This is a genomic window from Neorhizobium sp. PAMB6630, from assembly GCF_058242775.1.
In genome coordinates, this window is record NZ_CM177836.1 from 3,518,117 (window position 1) to 3,532,912 (window position 14,796).

At 61.3% G+C, this 14,796-nt stretch carries 14 protein-coding genes; 6 read left to right on the plus strand and 8 right to left on the minus strand.

The genetic code is table 11. The annotated features are described in order from the left end of the window. The first annotated feature begins 170 nt into the window (after window positions 1–170). Window positions 171–2,471, plus strand: a complete 2,301-nt coding sequence (locus AC4CWF_RS16760; RefSeq protein WP_491282759.1) for an NADP-dependent malic enzyme — start codon at window positions 171–173, stop codon at window positions 2,469–2,471. A gap of 75 nt (window positions 2,472–2,546) precedes the next feature. On the opposite strand, the gene olsB is transcribed toward AC4CWF_RS16760, so the two are convergent. From olsB to AC4CWF_RS16785, 5 genes are all read right to left on the minus strand, one after another. Further along, a complete protein-coding gene (gene olsB / locus AC4CWF_RS16765) occupies window positions 2,547–3,419 on the minus strand; it encodes a l-ornithine N(alpha)-acyltransferase (protein WP_491282760.1) in 873 nt (290 codons plus the stop codon). Between the two features lie 111 nt (window positions 3,420–3,530). Continuing rightward, the gene (locus tag AC4CWF_RS16770) at window positions 3,531–5,483 is read right to left on the minus strand and encodes a hybrid sensor histidine kinase/response regulator (protein ID WP_491282761.1); all 1,953 of its coding nucleotides are present in this window, start codon (window positions 5,481–5,483) and stop codon (window positions 3,531–3,533) included. Between the two features lie 160 nt (window positions 5,484–5,643). Then, complete coding sequence (gene lspA / locus AC4CWF_RS16775) at window positions 5,644–6,144, minus strand: signal peptidase II (protein WP_491282762.1); 501 nt, start codon at window positions 6,142–6,144, stop codon at window positions 5,644–5,646. Further along, window positions 6,141–6,998, minus strand: a complete 858-nt coding sequence (locus AC4CWF_RS16780; protein ID WP_491282763.1) for a TrmH family RNA methyltransferase — start codon at window positions 6,996–6,998, stop codon at window positions 6,141–6,143. Before AC4CWF_RS16780 ends, lspA begins: the two co-directional genes overlap by 4 nt. After that, window positions 6,995–8,155: a class I SAM-dependent methyltransferase gene (locus AC4CWF_RS16785; protein ID WP_491282764.1), complete on the minus strand. Its 1,161-nt coding sequence runs from the start codon at window positions 8,153–8,155 to the stop codon at window positions 6,995–6,997. The genes AC4CWF_RS16780 and AC4CWF_RS16785 overlap by 4 nt, the downstream gene beginning before the upstream one ends. Before the next feature lie 143 nt (window positions 8,156–8,298). Here AC4CWF_RS16785 and AC4CWF_RS16790 point away from each other — a divergent pair, with 143 nt between their 5' ends. Continuing rightward, window positions 8,299–8,754, plus strand: a complete 456-nt coding sequence (locus tag AC4CWF_RS16790; RefSeq protein WP_491282765.1) for an SRPBCC family protein — start codon at window positions 8,299–8,301, stop codon at window positions 8,752–8,754. A 20-nt stretch (window positions 8,755–8,774) separates the two neighbouring features. Here the strand turns inward: AC4CWF_RS16790 and AC4CWF_RS16795 are convergent, their stop codons facing one another. The 3 genes from AC4CWF_RS16795 to sppA form a co-directional block, all read right to left on the minus strand. Next, window positions 8,775–9,134, minus strand: a complete 360-nt coding sequence (locus AC4CWF_RS16795) for a DUF1049 domain-containing protein (protein ID WP_491282766.1) — start codon at window positions 9,132–9,134, stop codon at window positions 8,775–8,777. Between the two features lie 126 nt (window positions 9,135–9,260). Continuing rightward, entirely contained in the window at window positions 9,261–9,572 is a 312-nt protein-coding gene (locus AC4CWF_RS16800; protein WP_491282767.1) for an integration host factor subunit beta, read from the minus strand. Between the two features lie 26 nt (window positions 9,573–9,598). Continuing rightward, a complete protein-coding gene (gene sppA, locus AC4CWF_RS16805; protein WP_491282768.1) occupies window positions 9,599–10,549 on the minus strand; it encodes a signal peptide peptidase SppA in 951 nt (316 codons plus the stop codon). A gap of 316 nt (window positions 10,550–10,865) precedes the next feature. On the opposite strand from sppA, the gene lptC reads away from it, so the two are divergent. The 4 genes from lptC (at window position 10,866) to rpoN (ending at window position 14,643) form a co-directional block, all read left to right on the plus strand. Then, window positions 10,866–11,546 carry an LPS export ABC transporter periplasmic protein LptC gene (gene lptC, locus AC4CWF_RS16810; RefSeq protein WP_491282769.1) on the plus strand — a complete coding sequence of 227 codons (681 nt, stop codon included), beginning with the start codon at window positions 10,866–10,868 and terminating at the stop codon, window positions 11,544–11,546. Continuing rightward, entirely contained in the window at window positions 11,543–12,115 is a 573-nt protein-coding gene (locus AC4CWF_RS16815) for an LptA/OstA family protein (protein WP_491282770.1), read from the plus strand. The genes lptC and AC4CWF_RS16815 overlap by 4 nt, the downstream gene beginning before the upstream one ends. 17 nt (window positions 12,116–12,132) lie before the next feature. Continuing rightward, the gene (gene lptB, locus AC4CWF_RS16820) at window positions 12,133–12,927 is read left to right on the plus strand and encodes an LPS export ABC transporter ATP-binding protein (RefSeq protein ID WP_491282771.1); all 795 of its coding nucleotides are present in this window, start codon (window positions 12,133–12,135) and stop codon (window positions 12,925–12,927) included. 153 nt (window positions 12,928–13,080) lie between these two features. Then, window positions 13,081–14,643, plus strand: a complete 1,563-nt coding sequence (gene rpoN, locus AC4CWF_RS16825; protein WP_491282772.1) for an RNA polymerase factor sigma-54 — start codon at window positions 13,081–13,083, stop codon at window positions 14,641–14,643. The last annotated feature ends 153 nt before the right edge of the window (window positions 14,644–14,796 follow it).

A 14,796-nucleotide genomic window follows, 5' to 3' on the forward strand; every position in this document is an offset into this window, starting at 1 on the left:
CGCGGTGATGAGTTCGGCTGTATTCCAGACGTCTGATGTAAGGCGTTCCAAGGCGTTTCCGGCCGTTTTCTGTTGCGTGGCGTGACCTGCGACTCTATCGGTTATGCCCCTGACAATACAACAGAGCACGCCCGAAACTTGGGCGATGCCCACAACATGCTGGAGGAGACATGTCTGCCAAGGAGACCCACCCGGCCTCGGGTGCGAACCGCAAGCGCGCTTCGGTAACGGAGCAGGAAGCGCTCGATTTTCACAGCAGCGGCCGCCCCGGCAAGCTGGAGATCACACCCACCAAGCCGATGGCAACCCAGCGCGACCTGTCGCTGGCCTATTCGCCCGGCGTTGCCGTGCCGGTAAAGGCCATCGCCGCCAATCCCGATTGCGCCTACGACTATACCACGCGTGGCAATATGGTGGCCGTCATCTCCAACGGCACCGCCATCCTCGGCCTTGGCAATCTCGGCGCGCTCGCCTCCAAGCCCGTCATGGAAGGCAAGTCCGTCCTCTTCAAGCGTTTTGCCGATGTCGATTCCATCGACCTTGAGGTCGATACGGAAAATGTCGACGAATTCGTCAACTGCGTGCGCTATCTCGGCCCCTCCTTCGGCGGCATCAACCTTGAGGATATCAAGGCGCCGGAATGTTTCATCATCGAGAGCCGGTTGCGCGAGCTGATGGACATCCCGGTGTTCCATGACGACCAGCATGGCACGGCCATCATTGCCGCCGCCGGCCTCATCAACGCGCTGGAACTGACCGGCCGCGACCTGAAGACCACGCGGCTCGTCTGCAACGGCGCCGGTGCTGCCGCCATCGCCTGCATCGAACTGATCAAGGCCATGGGCTTTGCGCCTGATAACATCATCCTCTGCGACACCAAGGGCGTCATCTACCAGGGTCGCACCGAGGGCATGAACCAGTGGAAGAGCGCGCATGCGGTGAAAACCGACCGGCGCACGCTGGAAGAGGCGATGAACGGCGCAGACGTGGTGCTCGGTCTGTCGCAGAAGGGCGCCTTCAGCGAAGAGATGATCCGCTCCATGGCGGATAAGCCGATCATCTTTGCCATGGCCAATCCCGATCCGGAAATCACGCCGGAGGAAGTCTCGCGCATCCGCGACGATGCGATCATGGCGACCGGGCGCTCGGATTATCCGAACCAGGTGAACAACGTTCTCTGCTTCCCCTACATGTTCCGCGGCGCGCTCGATGTGCGTGCCCGCCAGATCAATGACGCCATGAAGATTGCCGCCGCCAATGCGCTGGCCGACCTGGCTCGCCAGGACGTGCCGGATGATGTGGCCGCCGCCTATCAGGGGGTTCGCCCGCGTTTCGGGCCGCAATACATCATCCCGGTGCCGTTCGATCCGCGCCTCATCTCGGCCATTCCGGTGGCCGTTGCCAAGGCTGCCATCGAAAGCGGCGTGGCGCGCAAGGTGATCGAGGATCTCGACGCCTACGGCCGCGATCTCTCGGCAAGGCGCGATCCGATTGCCGCGACCACGCAAGGCATCTACCAGCAGGTGCGCCGCAGCCCCAAGCGGGTGGTCTTTGCCGAGGCGGAAGAAGAGCAGGTCATGCGTGCTGCCGTCTCCTTCATTGCACAAGGGCTTGGCACCGCCATCCTGCTCGGCCGTGACGACGTGATCCGTTCGACGGCAGAACGGGCCGGCATCGAACTGGATCGCCCGGGCATCGAGATCGTCAACGCACGCCTCTCCACCCGTGTGGAAGCCTATATCGACTATCTCTATGCAAGGCTGCAGCGCGAGGGTTACCTGCTGCGCGACGTGCAGCGCCTCATCCACAACGACCGCAACCACTTTGCCGCCTGCATGGTGGCGCTCGGTGATGCGGATGCGATGGTGACGGGCACGACGCGCAATTATGCAACGGCGCTGTCTGACGTCCGCCGCTGCATCGATGCAAAGCCCGGGCACAAGGTCATCGGCGTGTCGCTCGTCGTCTCACGCGGCCGCACCGTCTTCGTGACGGATACTGCCGTGCATGACATGCCCTCCGCCGAGGATCTCGCCGATATCGCCGTGGAAGCCGCCCGCATGGCGCGCCGCATGGGATATGAGCCGCGCGTCGCGCTGCTTGCCTATTCCACATTCGGCCAGCCGCGTGGCGAGCGCTCGGAACGGGTGCGCGAGGCCGTCAAAATCCTCGACCAGCGCCGTCTCGATTTCGAATATGACGGCGAAATGGGGGCCGATATTGCGCTCAATGCTACCCGCATGGAGCAATATCCGTTCACGCGTCTCTCCGGCACCGCCAACGTGCTCGTCATGCCCGCTATCCATTCGGCGGCCATTTCCACGCGCATGCTGGAAGAGCTTGGCGGCTCGACGCTGATCGGCCCGCTTCTGGTCGGCCTCGACAAGTCGGTGCAGATCACCTCGATGGGCGCCAAGGATAGCGACATCGTCAACATGGCCGCCATTGCCGCCTATAACGCCGGCTCCTGAACTCCCGTCACACCAAATAAAAAGCCGGCGGACTGAAAAGTCCGCCGGCTTTTAATCGGAACAGGCGGCCAGGGCTCAGCTGGCAAAACGCCCGGCATCGGCCCCGTAATAATTGATATAGCGGCCTGAAATCGCCTCGATCGGCAGGATCACCAGCACATCGGTGGTGTTGAACGCCTGATCGACGACGGCGCCGTGGCCGACCATGGCACCCAGCCGCAGATAACCCTTGACCAGCGGCGGCATCGACATCAGCGCCCGCTTGGGATTGATCGCTTCGGCCGGCATCAGGTCCATTTCGCAAAACAGATCGGACTTGGCAGAAGCTGCCCAGTCGCCCTTGGCGCAGACCGTCTGATGCAGGAAGGACAGCGCCAGCGCATGTTCCTCCGGCCGCACGCCCGGAAACGAGGCGCAACCGAACATGGCATGAATATTGTGCTTCAGCGCATAGGCCCAGTTGCCCTGCCACAGCAGTTCCACCGTGCGTTTGGTGCGATAGTTGGGCAGCACGCAGGAACGGCCAAGCTCCATGAAGCGCTTGTCGGGATGGCGCGCCAGAAGCGGATCGATATCGAATTCGCAGGCCGAATAGAAACCGCCATGGTTGACCGCCACGTCCTGGCGCAGGAGACGGTAGGTGCCGACGATCTGGTCTTCCGGATCGCCATAAAGCGCCGTATCGACCACCAGAAGATGGTCGCAGATATCATCGAAGCTATCGATGTCGCGACCACGGCGCATGGCCTCGGGCGGCAGCTGGGCATGCATTTCCTCGACGAACACCCGGTAGCGCAGCGCCTGGGCTGCATCCACTTCGCGGGGGTTGCGGGCAAGCCGGGTTTCCAGGCTGCCGATCCGGCCCAGAACATCGGTGCGGGCCTGCGGGCGCGACGGGCTCTGCTCGGCACCAAACGCGATGTCGCGATCAAGCAATTCGATAGTCATGACGTTTCGTCCGTCTCTGATGATTGTCTTCATAGAACATCAAAGTGCAACAACAACGTGACAAACCGAATTCCGGCAAAAGAAAGGCTGAAACGCATATTATGACAGCCGTCAGGCGGAGGCCGCCATGACCAGTTCCACCTCGCGCAGAAGGACCTGCGGATCGATGGGCTTTTGCAGGACCCGGCGCGCGCCTTGCGCCAGCATCTTGTCCTGGAGAACGGCATCCATTTCGCCGCTGAGCACAAGAACCGGGGCGATCATCCGGCGAGCGCCATTGTGGCCATTGGCCAGCAGCGGCAGCACTTGCGCCAGGTCACCACCGGGCATGTGAATATCGGAGATGATGAGGTCTGGATGCCTCTCGCCCAGGGCCGCCTCCTGCAGTGCGGCAAGATCAGACACATGATGAACGACACATCCGGCCTTCTGGAGGATCGAGCCGACCATCATGGCGCTCACCGGATCGTCCTCGGCAAGCAACACGGAAAGCTGCCGGCGCGTCAGGATCGGGGCCTGTGGACGCGCCTGTGTGCGCATGTCGGAGGGCGAACGGCCTTCGCCGCCGCCAAGCCTGCCGCGCAGCACGTCGACCAGCGACTGTTCGCGCAGCGGCCGGATCAACCAGGCGTCATAACTGTCCCAGGGCTGGGCTGCACGCTCCTCGGGGCTGACCAGAAGGATGCGGCGCATGCCGTGCGCTTGCGTCAGCAACGCAACGGAGCCCTCCGTGCGATGATCGACGATCATATCGGTAAAGGCCATGCCCTGCCGGGCCAGCTGGCCAATGGTCTGCTCCGCTTCGGCGGGCGTGCGCGCATGGCGACAACGGCCGCCCAGTGTTTCGATGGTGGCGATGGTGGCCGCCGCCGCCGGCCCCGTCGGCGCAATCAGAAGCACGCGCGACGAGCGCAGCAGCAACATGCGGTCATTGCCTTCATTGCCCGCCTTGACGAAGACCGCCGGGAAGCGGATGGTGAAGGTGGTGCCCTTGCCCTTTTCGCTGTCGACAGACAGTGATCCGCCGAATTCGTTGAGGATGCGGGTGGCAATCGAAAGGCCAAGGCCGGTGCCGCCGCTGCGGTCCATCGCCTCTCCGGCCTGTTCGAATTCGGCAAAGATGTGCCGCTGCGCTTCCGCCGTCATGCCCGGTCCCGTATCGGCAACGGTAATCACCACATGGCCGCCATCCATGCCGACACGGGTCAGCACACCCCCCTCATGGGTGAACTTGACGGCATTGCCGATGACGTTGAACAGCACCTGTCGCAGGCGTGCCGGATCAAAATCCATCAGCGTCGGCACATCAAAGGCAACAGTCGAGCCGATCTCGATCGATTTTTCATGGGCGCGCGGGGCAAGCATTTCCACGACGCTTTCCAGCAGCTGGCGCAGGTTTTCCGCACGGCTGTTCAGGCGGAAACGGCCGGCCTGCAGGGTGGCGAAGTCGAGAAGATCATCGACAAGCTGCGCCATCGCAAGGCCCGCCTGGTGGACGCCGCCGATATAGTTCTTCTGCTCAAGCGTCAGGCTGGTCTGTTCCAGCAGATGGCTCATGCCGAGAATGCCGGTCAGCGGCGTGCGCAGTTCATGCACAACGGTTGCCATCTGCCGGGTTTTCGAGGCGCTTTCCTCCTCGGCATGCAGGCGCGCTTCTTCGCGCTGATGGGCAACATCGCGCTCGGCTGTCACATCCCGCCCGATGCCATAAACGAGAACGGCGCGCGAGGCCGGATCCTGCAGGACAACATCCTGCCAGGAAAAGATGCGCATGCCCTCGACTGTGGGGACCTCGATATCCTTCGGCTGCAGCAGCGGTTCCGGCGCAAGCGCGATCCCCAGTTCGTCCGGCAGGCGGCCTTCCGGGGCGCCACAACCGGTCAGCAGACGGAACGTCAGGTTGGATCCCTTGACCACCCCGTTTTCAGCGCGCACCAGAGCGGGGTTGGAAAACAGATCCTGACTGGCAAGAAAGGCAAGCGGCGCAATGGCGGCATGAACCTCCGGCACGGTTACCGATCCGTGTTCAAGATAAATCCCGCCATCTGTCAGGAATCGGCTCATCGCGTTCGTTCACTCCGCAGGACCTGCTTCACGACCCCTCCTGCCCATCTGGTCGTCGCAAGAAAGCGATTCGAGGCCAGCAGTGACGATCGGTGAATACGCGCATGACGCATAATTAGCACAAGTTCCTTCTCAAAGCTTATCACTTCAAGCGTAAAGATTATGCGCGCTTGCGTCTAGATCCTAGCAGTTCATCAAGAATGACGCATCCGGCACCTATTGTTATAAAGCTGTCTGCCAGATTGAATACAGCAAAAGACCATGTTTGGGTATGAAAGAGAATATAATCTACAACATGCCCATAAAACAGGCGGTCAAGAATATTACCGATTGCTCCCGAAATGATCAGCGCAAAACCGAGATGCGCAAACATCCGGTCTTTTGGCGTGCGGTGCCAGAGCCACAGCACAAAGACGACGATGACGAGGCGCATCGACACAATGAACCAGCCCTCCATGTCCGATAGCATGGAAAAGGCAACGCCGAGATTATAGGTGCGGTAAAGCGCCAGCACCGGCAGAAGCGGAACAGCCTCCTGCAATGGCAGGAAGGCTTCCACCGCCACCTTGATCAACTGGTCGAGGAGGACGGCAACGACAATGAAGATGGCAATCGGCACGGGCCGCGACAGAAGTGTCCGGGTTGTAACAGGCTCTGTCATCGGGCCTCCAGGCTGAGCAGGTGCCGGCGCGCCTCAAACAGCATGACGGCGGTGGCAACGGCAAGGTTGAGCGAATCGGCAAGCCCTTGCTGGGGAATGCGCGCCAGCCGGTCGGCCGCCTTCGCCAGATCATCCGGCAGGCCGGATTGTTCATTGCCCATCAGAAGGATGGTCGGTTTCGGCTTATAATCGATCGTGCGGTAATCGACGGCGCCAGCCAGATGCGTGGCCACCACCTGCGCACCGGATTTTCTGGCAAAGCCGATGAACTCACCGACAGAAGCCCGGTAGAGCGGCATGGCAAAGATCGAGCCCATCGTGGCCCGCACCGTCTCCAGCGAAAACGGATCGGTGCATTCGCCAACGAGGATGACGCCAGATGCGCCGGCGGCATCCGCCGTGCGGATGATCGTGCCGAGATTGCCGGGATCGCGCACCCGGTCAAGCGCCACGAAGGTTTGCCCCAGTTCCGGCCGCAGATCGGACAGACGTTTCCACTGCTGCTCGAAAATGCCGACGACCATCTGCGGATTGTCGCGCCGCGTCACCGAAGACAGCACCTTTTCGCTGACCTCCAGCACAAGCCCGCCGCGCGCCACCGTCTTTGCCGCCACCTGCTCAACCAGCGGCTTGCCCTTGGCGGCCTTGGCATAAACCAGCGTGCGGATTTCAAAGCCCAGTTCCAGCGCGTCAATGACGAGCTTTAAACCTTCCGCCATGAAGGTGCCGGTTTCCTCGCGGTCCTTCTTGTTGGAGAGCGCCTTGATGTCCTTGATGATGGGATTGGCAAGGCTGGTAACTTCCTTCACCTGCCCTACCCGGCCGGTACCGGGCCGGCGGTCGTCGTTTGTCATGTGCGCACCCAGCGGCTGAAGAGAGAGGTGGAAAGCGTGCGCCCGGGCGTGTGGCCGTCAAGGCCTGCCTCGCGGATCACAAGCTCACCGGATTCGACGGCGCCGCCCGCGCCGCGCATGGTCTCGCGCATCAGCTCGTGGATCGAATAAAAGCTGGCACGGATCGAATAGGCCGTCAGAACCAGGCCGATGGCGTTCGGCGACAGGATCTCGCGGCACACATCGAGCATCAGCGGCAATTGTTCGAAGAGATGAAACACTTCGCCGTTCGGGCCGCGACCGAATTTCGGCGGATCGGCGAGAATGATGTCATAGCGGTTGCCGCGACGTTCCTCGCGCAGGATGAACTTCATGGCATCCTCGCAGATCCAGCGGATCGGCGCCTTGTCGAGCCGCGACAAAGCCTGGTTTTCGCGCGCCCAGCCGATGGCCTTCTTGGAGGCATCCACATGGGTGACTTCGGCGCCAGCTGAAGCTGCCACCAGCGAGGCGACGCCCGTATAACCAAAGAGGTTCAAAACCTTGATCGGCCGGCCGGCCTTTTCGGCCTGTTCCTTGACGAAGGCCCAGTGGACGAGCTGCTCAGGAAACACGCCGACATGGCGAAAGGCGGTGAAACGGCCGAGAAAATCGACGCCAAGCAGCGCCATCGGCCAGGTTTCGCCAAGCGCTTCCCTTGGAAACCGCCAGCGGCCCATGCCGTCCTCGTCGGTGTCGCCGGTAAAGATCGCATCGGCGTTTTCCCAGACATGGGGGCCAAGCGTCGGCTGCCACAGCGCCTGCGCTTCCGGTCGCACGATGCGGTAAGGCCCGTATTGCTCCAGCTTCAGTCCGGCACCGCTGTCGATCAGGTGGAAATCGCCGGCAGCCTCAGACGAAAGAATGACAGGCACGCGTTCGGCCGGCAGATCGCCGCTGCGCTTGAGAAGCGGGCGCACCTCCACGGGCGGCAGCGCCGCCGGTTCAGGCCGTGCGGGATTGCTCTGCGGCTTTGCCGGCGATTTTGCCGATGTCTTTGCCGGCGCACGGCTTTCTGCCCGCACGCGGTTTTGCGGGTCGCCGGCATTTTTGGATAGGGATCTCGGCTCGCGCCGTTCAAATTTCTTCTTCAACGCGTCTCGTCCGCTGATGTCTGGTCTGTCGGCAGCAAATAGCATTGGCCAGCCCCTTGGCAAAGCGCTTTCCGGTCTGCGATACAGGAAGGTGAACGGTCGTTAGAGGAGCACGGCCGGCACGATCGGCAATTTGGAGCGCGCCCAAGTGCGCCCACAGGGACGCACGGCGCTTTGGGAGGAGAGCCATGGACATTGTTGGAGAAGAACGCATTGCCGCGCCGCGCCCGGTGGTCTGGGCAGCGCTGAACGATCCGGAAATTTTGAAACAGTGTATTCCGGGCTGTCAGACGCTGGAACAGGCCTCGCCGACGGAACTTGCGGCCACCGTCAAGATCAAGATCGGCCCTGTCTCGGCCAGTTTCAGCGGCGAAGTCACCCTCACCGATATCAAAGCGCCCGAGAGTTATCGCATTTCCGGTGAAGGCAAGGGCGGCATTGCAGGCTTTGCCAAGGGATTTGCCGATGTGGTGCTGCGCGAAGACGGCGATGACACGATCCTCACCTACAAGGCGGAGGCGCAGGTGGGCGGAAAGCTGGCCCAGCTTGGCTCACGCCTGATCGGCTCCACGTCGCAAAAGCTGGCGCAGCAGTTTTTTGCCAATTTTAATGCAGCAGTGGGAGAACGCGTCAGCGACCTCTAAAAACCTTCTCGACTGCCGCTTCAGCCCTTCGCGGGCGGAAGCGTCAGCGCCGGAGATGCCGAGTTTCTCGCCGGTGTGGTGGCATTGCTCGCGGGCAAGCCCTGGTGGCGTTTCAGCGCCTCGCGCGCTTCAATGCGGGCCTGGCGACGGTATTTGCCCTGGGCGATCCAGGTGGCGACAGAGCCCAGCAGCATGCCGAAGATCACCGCCAGAAACAGGAAAACGAAGAACGGGCCGCTCAGCGCAAGCACGGTATCCTGAGGTTCAAACGGGTTCAGCGCCAGCGTCACCACCTGCCGGTTGGCCACGCACAGCACGATCAGCACGATCGCAAGCGGCACGAAAACCACCAGACTGACGATTTTCTTGACCCGGTTCATCGATAGCTCCTGGCGAATTTGAACGGCGAAGCACCGCCGGTTGCGGTGCTTTCAAGGGTAACGAGGATAGCGCCCGAACCGGCGCTTTCAAGGCAGGCTCAACGCCGGAGCGCTGCAAAGACGCAATCAATCGGCGTCTTCGTCTTCCTCGTCGGCCAGATCCGGGTTCAGCCGCTCGCGCAACTCCTTGCCGGTCTTAAAGAAGGGCACCCATTTTTCCTCGACGAACACCGTTTCACCGGTGCGCGGGTTACGCCCGGAGCGCGATGGGCGGTTTTTCACGGAAAATGCGCCGAAGCCACGCAATTCGACCCGATTGCCCCCCGCCAGCGCATCGGTGATCTCGTCCAGAACCGCATTCACGATGTTCTCGACGTCGCGGTGATAGAGGTGCGGATTTCGTGCCGCGACGATCTGCACCAGTTCTGACTTGATCACGATTTCCCCCTGAAAGGATTAGACTTTCACTGCCGCCCAACCTGCCAAACCGAGACCAGACCGTCAAGGAACAAGTTTCCAGCACCCCATCCGCGCATGGCATTGGAAAGGCTGCTTACGTCAAGACCCATCAGTCCGGCAATGCCTGCTGCAGAGGCAAGCGACAGGAAGGAGGATTGTTCAGCCTTCTTCCACTCGACGATCGGCAGTTTGTCGTCCACGCCGCGCGAGGCCAGATACTTGCGGATCTCCGGCGTTCCGCCCAGCTGGTCGACCAGTTTCACCTTCAGCGCCTGGCGGCCGGTAAAGATGGTGCCGTCGGCAAGTTTCAGCACCTCGTCGCGCGTCATGCCGCGCCGGTCGGCCACCAGATCAACGAACCAGTCAAAACTGTCCATCACCATGGCGCGGATCATCGCCTTGGCGTCGTCGCTGGCCGGATGGAAGGGCGAAGGCTCGGCCTTCAGCGGCGCCGACTTGATCTCGTCGAGCGACACGCCAAGCTTTTCCAAGAGCGGCTGCACCTGCGGATACTGGAAGATGACGCCGATCGAGCCGGTGATCGAGCTTTCGCCAGCGACGATATTGTCGCCGGCAGAGGCGATCATGTAACCGGCGGAGGCGGCAAGGGTGCGAATGTCGGACACAACAGGCTTTTCGGCCGCCACCGCGCGCAGCGCCTTGAAAATACGCTCGCCGCCATAGGTCGTGCCGCCCGGCGACGAAATGGAAACAACGAGCGCCTTGGCCTGGCTGTTCTTGGCGATTGCCTCCAGCCGCTCGACCAGTTCGTCGTCATCGGTGATCATGCCGGAAATTTCAACGCGGGCCACGTGCGGCGCCATGGTCCCGCCGCCGCCTGCGGCGTACCGGTAGACGGAAAAACCGATGGCAACGAGGAGCAGCGCTGCTGCCACGCGCCAGAAGGTAAGCTTGCGTCGCAGCATCCGCCGATCGGCAATGGCCAGTTGGTCCATGGATTCCTCGCTTGTTTTACTCTGTCGGGCCGGCTGTTCTCAAAAAAGGCTGCCCGGGTCGAGCCCGACCACGTGCCTTGCGTCATAACACGGCAGGTCGGTCGCATAAATCCTTGTTGCGCAGAGCACGCCAACCGTGTCCTTCGCGCCGCACACAGGCAAGAATGGCGACCGGGCAGGCCTGCATTACACGAAATTGTGTCGGCCTTTATTGTTTCTTGATGGATAAAAGCCATATTGGAGTTGGAGGAAGCCCATCCTGTTCCGCCTCCGCCTGGCGCAGACATTCTGCACTGGGAGGCCCCTAAAGGTTTCAATGCTGCAGAAAACAACAACACAGCACGGATCGACGCTCATGGACGCGCGCACCAATGCCTATATGGCGGCGATGGCGCATTCCAGACGCGTGCGCAGACTGCGCGTGCTGCTGCCGGTGGCAGCGACGATCATTTCGGCAATCTTCATCGCCGTCTCCGTCGTGCGCACCTACCTGCCCGAAAATCTCACCATCCAGAGCGCCACCATTGAAGATGGCAAGATCGTCATGGAAAGTCCGGCCATTGCCGGGCGCAACGAAAAGGGCATCAGCTATTCGCTGACGGCCACGCGCGCCCTGCAGGATCTGACCGACCAGAACATGATCACGCTCGAAAACGTCAAGGCAGCCATGCCGATGAATGAAGACGTGATCGCCCGTGTGACGGCGCAGGGCGGCATCTTCGATCGGTCCAAGGACCGGCTCAACATGACGAAGCCCTTCCAGGTGAACCTCAGCAACGGCATTACCGCCGATTTCCAGACCGCCTTCCTCGATGTGCCGCAAAGCACGATGGAAACGACCGACCCCGTGAAGATCACCACGGACAAGGCCTCCATTGTTGCACAGACGATGAAGATGTCGGATAAGGGACGTACCATCACCTTCGCGGGTCAGGTCCAGGTCAATCTGGCAGGCGCCGCTCTCACCAACCAAGGCAACCAGAGCCCGGCCCCATGACCCTTTGCCGCCCCTTCGCACACCCCTTCGCCGCCCGGCTCATCACCGGCCTGGCGCTCGCCTGTCTTGCCACAACGGCATCGGCGCAGACGACGACGACGAAAAAGATGGACGGCATGAAGCTGTCCAAGGATCAGCCGATCCAGATCCAGAGCGACCAGCTCGAGATCAAGGATGAGGAAAAGAAGGCCTATTTCACCGGCAATGTGCAGGTGGTCCAGGGCGCCACCACCATGCATTCCGGCACGATGGTTGTGCTGTACAAGGGTGAAGGCAGCACTGTGTCTTCCGGCCAGACCGATATCGACAAGATCTTCATCGACAACAAGGTTCTGCTCACGTCGGGCACGCAGCAGGCAACCGCCGATAGCGGCGTCTTCGACATGGCCTCGCAGACCTTCGTTCTCACCGGCAAGCAGGTCGTGCTGTCGGATGGTCCCAATGTTTTCAAGGGCTGCAAGCTGACCGTGCTGATGAACACCGGTGAAGCCAAGCTCGACAGCTGCGGCGGCCGTGTCGAGATCATGCTCGACCCGAAGTCCCGCCCGCAGCAGCAGCCGAAGCCTTAGAGAAACCGAACATCACGATGTCCCTGTTTTCAAGGCGCCCCAAGGCGGGCGCGACCGAAGCTTTCGACCCGCGTGACAAGGCGCGGTACGAAGGCACGTTGATTGCGCACAGCCTGTCGAAGACCTATGACACGCGCCGTGTGGTGAACGGCGTGTCGATGATCGTACGCCGCGGCGAGGCCGTGGGTCTGCTGGGTCCGAACGGTGCCGGCAAGACCACCTGTTTCTACATGATCACCGGCCTCGTTGGTGTCGATGAGGGCATGATTGCCATCAACGGCAATGACGTCACGCATATGCCGATGTACCGGCGGGCTCGCCTTGGCGTCGGTTACCTGCCGCAGGAAGCCTCGATCTTCCGAGGCCTCACCGTCGAGGAAAACATCCGCGCCGTACTGGAAGTGCATGAGCGCGACCGCCAGAAGCGCGAGCGCAAGCTCGACGAGCTGCTGGAAGAATTCCACATCGAGCGTCTGCGCAAGTCGCCGGCCGTCGCCCTTTCGGGGGGCGAACGCCGCCGCCTGGAAATTGCCCGCGCGCTTGCCACCGACCCCGCCTTCATGCTGCTCGACGAACCCTTTGCGGGCGTCGATCCGATTTCCGTTTCCGATATCCAGAATCTCGTCCGTCACTTGACGGCGCGCGGTATTGGCGTTCTGATAACGGACCATAATGTGCGCGAGACGCTGGGACTGATCGATCGCGCCTACATCATCCATGCCGGTGAAGTGCTCACGCATGGTCGCGCCGAAGATATCGTCAACAATGCCGATGTCCGTCGTCTCTATCTGGGCGACAAATTCAGTCTCTGACACAAACCTGACAAGAAATTTACTTTCGCGTCACCTCTGTGCTTGACCAAATCTATTAAAAAAGCAATTTTTGGGCCAAGTGCTCTGCGTGATCCTGCGTGTCGGTGACAAAGGGTGCGAAAGGGGGATTTGTACGGGAGTTCAGCGTCCGCCATGGCATTATCCGCCAGCCTTTTCCTGCGTCAGAGCCAATCGCTCATCATGACGCCACAGCTGATGCAGTCCATCCAGCTGCTGCAGATGACCCATATCGAGCTTAATCACTTCATCGCGCAGGAAGTGGAAAAGAACCCTCTGCTGGAAATTGCGCCAAATGAGAGCGAAACAGGCAGTGATTATGCCGATTCTGCCGAAACTTATGGCGACGGCGCCGCATCCGTGGGCGACGGGCACGGCGAGGCATCCGATGGCGGCAGCGATGCCGACTGGTTCGACAACGGATCTGCCCGCCACGAACAGCTGAGCGAACGGCTGGACGCCAATTTCGAAAACGTCTTTCAGGACGATGTCGCCCCGCGTGGCGCCGATGCGCCCGAACTGATCAGCCAGTGGAAATCCATGCCCGGCGCAGATGCCGGCGAAAGCTACGATCTTGACGATTTCGTCGCCGGTGTCGTGACGCTGAAGGACCACCTGACGCAGCAGGCCCCGTTCCTGCTGTCAAAGCCCTCCGACATGCTGATTGTCCAGCACCTCATCGACCAGCTCGACGAAAACGGCTATTTCCACGGCGATATCAACGACATGGCCGTGCGGCTCGGCACCTCTGAAAGTTCCATCGAATCTGTGCTGACCGCTGCCCAGACCCTTGATCCACCGGGCGTGTTTGCCCGCTCGCTCAGCGAATGCCTGGCCATCCAGCTGCGCCAGAACGACCGGTTCGACCCGGCCATGCAGGCGCTGATCGCCCATCTCGACCTGCTTGCCAAACGCGATTTTGCCAGCCTGCGCAAGATCTGCGGCGTCGATGACGAAGACCTGATGGACATGCTGGCCGAAATCCGCGGCCTCAATCCGCGGCCCGGCGCCAGTTTCCAGACGGGGATTTCCGAGGCGATCATGCCCGATATCGTCGTGCGCGCCGGTTCCGACGGCGCCTGGCTGGTGGAGCTGAACCCGGACACGCTGCCGAAGGTGCTGGTCAACCTGGCCTATTTCCAGACGGTCTCGAAAAAGGCGACGCGTCAGGGCGAGGACCAGAATTTCCTCTCCGAATGCATGCAAACGGCCAACTGGCTGACCCGCAGCCTCGATCAGCGCGCCAGGACGATCATGAAGGTGGCAACCGAGATCGTGCGCCAGCAGGATGCTTTCCTGCTCCACGGCGTCGACCATCTGCGCCCGCTCAACCTGAAGACTGTCGCCGACGCCATCAAGATGCACGAATCGACCGTCAGCCGCGTCACCTCGAACAAATACATGCTGACGCCGCGCGGCCTGTTCGAGCTGAAATATTTCTTCACGGTGTCGATCAACTCGGCCGAAGGCGGCGACAGCCACTCGGCGGAAGCCGTGCGCCACCGCATCCGTCTCCTCATTGAAAAGGAGAGCCCGGATGCCGTCTTGTCCGACGATGATATCGTCATCAGCCTCAAGAACGGTGGCGTGGAGCTTGCCCGGCGCACGGTCGCCAAGTACCGGGAAGCCATGAACATTCCCTCCTCCGTGCAGCGACGGCGCGAAAAACGTGCCCGCGCAAAGCTTGCCGCCTGCTGATCACGGCTCTTCACGATTTGACCGCCCGATAAGGCAGGTGCGTGCGCGCCATACGCCGGCGTTGCCCCTGCTGGCCATCTCCCGCTGCCGGACACGCCGAGCCAAAGCGTTGACTTTCAGGGCGTGCGCCGCTAGAAGCGCGCCGCACCGGCA

Excerpts from the sequence above, each read along its gene's own strand:
- AC4CWF_RS16815 (WP_491282770.1), top strand. The coding sequence starts at position 11,543 with ATGACCCTTTGCCGCCCCTTCGCACACCCCTTCGCCGCCCGGCTCATC.
- AC4CWF_RS16770 (WP_491282761.1), bottom strand. The coding sequence starts at position 5,483 with ATGAGCCGATTCCTGACAGATGGCGGGATTTATCTTGAACACGGATCG.
- AC4CWF_RS16790 (WP_491282765.1), top strand. The coding sequence starts at position 8,299 with ATGGACATTGTTGGAGAAGAACGCATTGCCGCGCCGCGCCCGGTGGTC.
- AC4CWF_RS16780 (WP_491282763.1), bottom strand. The coding sequence starts at position 6,998 with ATGACAAACGACGACCGCCGGCCCGGTACCGGCCGGGTAGGGCAGGTG.
- AC4CWF_RS16785 (WP_491282764.1), bottom strand. The coding sequence starts at position 8,155 with ATGCTATTTGCTGCCGACAGACCAGACATCAGCGGACGAGACGCGTTG.
- AC4CWF_RS16760 (WP_491282759.1), top strand. The coding sequence starts at position 171 with ATGTCTGCCAAGGAGACCCACCCGGCCTCGGGTGCGAACCGCAAGCGC.
- lspA (WP_491282762.1), bottom strand. The coding sequence starts at position 6,144 with ATGACAGAGCCTGTTACAACCCGGACACTTCTGTCGCGGCCCGTGCCG.
- olsB (WP_491282760.1), bottom strand. The coding sequence starts at position 3,419 with ATGACTATCGAATTGCTTGATCGCGACATCGCGTTTGGTGCCGAGCAG.
- sppA (WP_491282768.1), bottom strand. The coding sequence starts at position 10,549 with ATGGACCAACTGGCCATTGCCGATCGGCGGATGCTGCGACGCAAGCTT.
- rpoN (WP_491282772.1), top strand. The coding sequence starts at position 13,081 with ATGGCATTATCCGCCAGCCTTTTCCTGCGTCAGAGCCAATCGCTCATC.
- lptC (WP_491282769.1), top strand. The coding sequence starts at position 10,866 with ATGCTGCAGAAAACAACAACACAGCACGGATCGACGCTCATGGACGCG.
- lptB (WP_491282771.1), top strand. The coding sequence starts at position 12,133 with ATGTCCCTGTTTTCAAGGCGCCCCAAGGCGGGCGCGACCGAAGCTTTC.
- AC4CWF_RS16795 (WP_491282766.1), bottom strand. The coding sequence starts at position 9,134 with ATGAACCGGGTCAAGAAAATCGTCAGTCTGGTGGTTTTCGTGCCGCTT.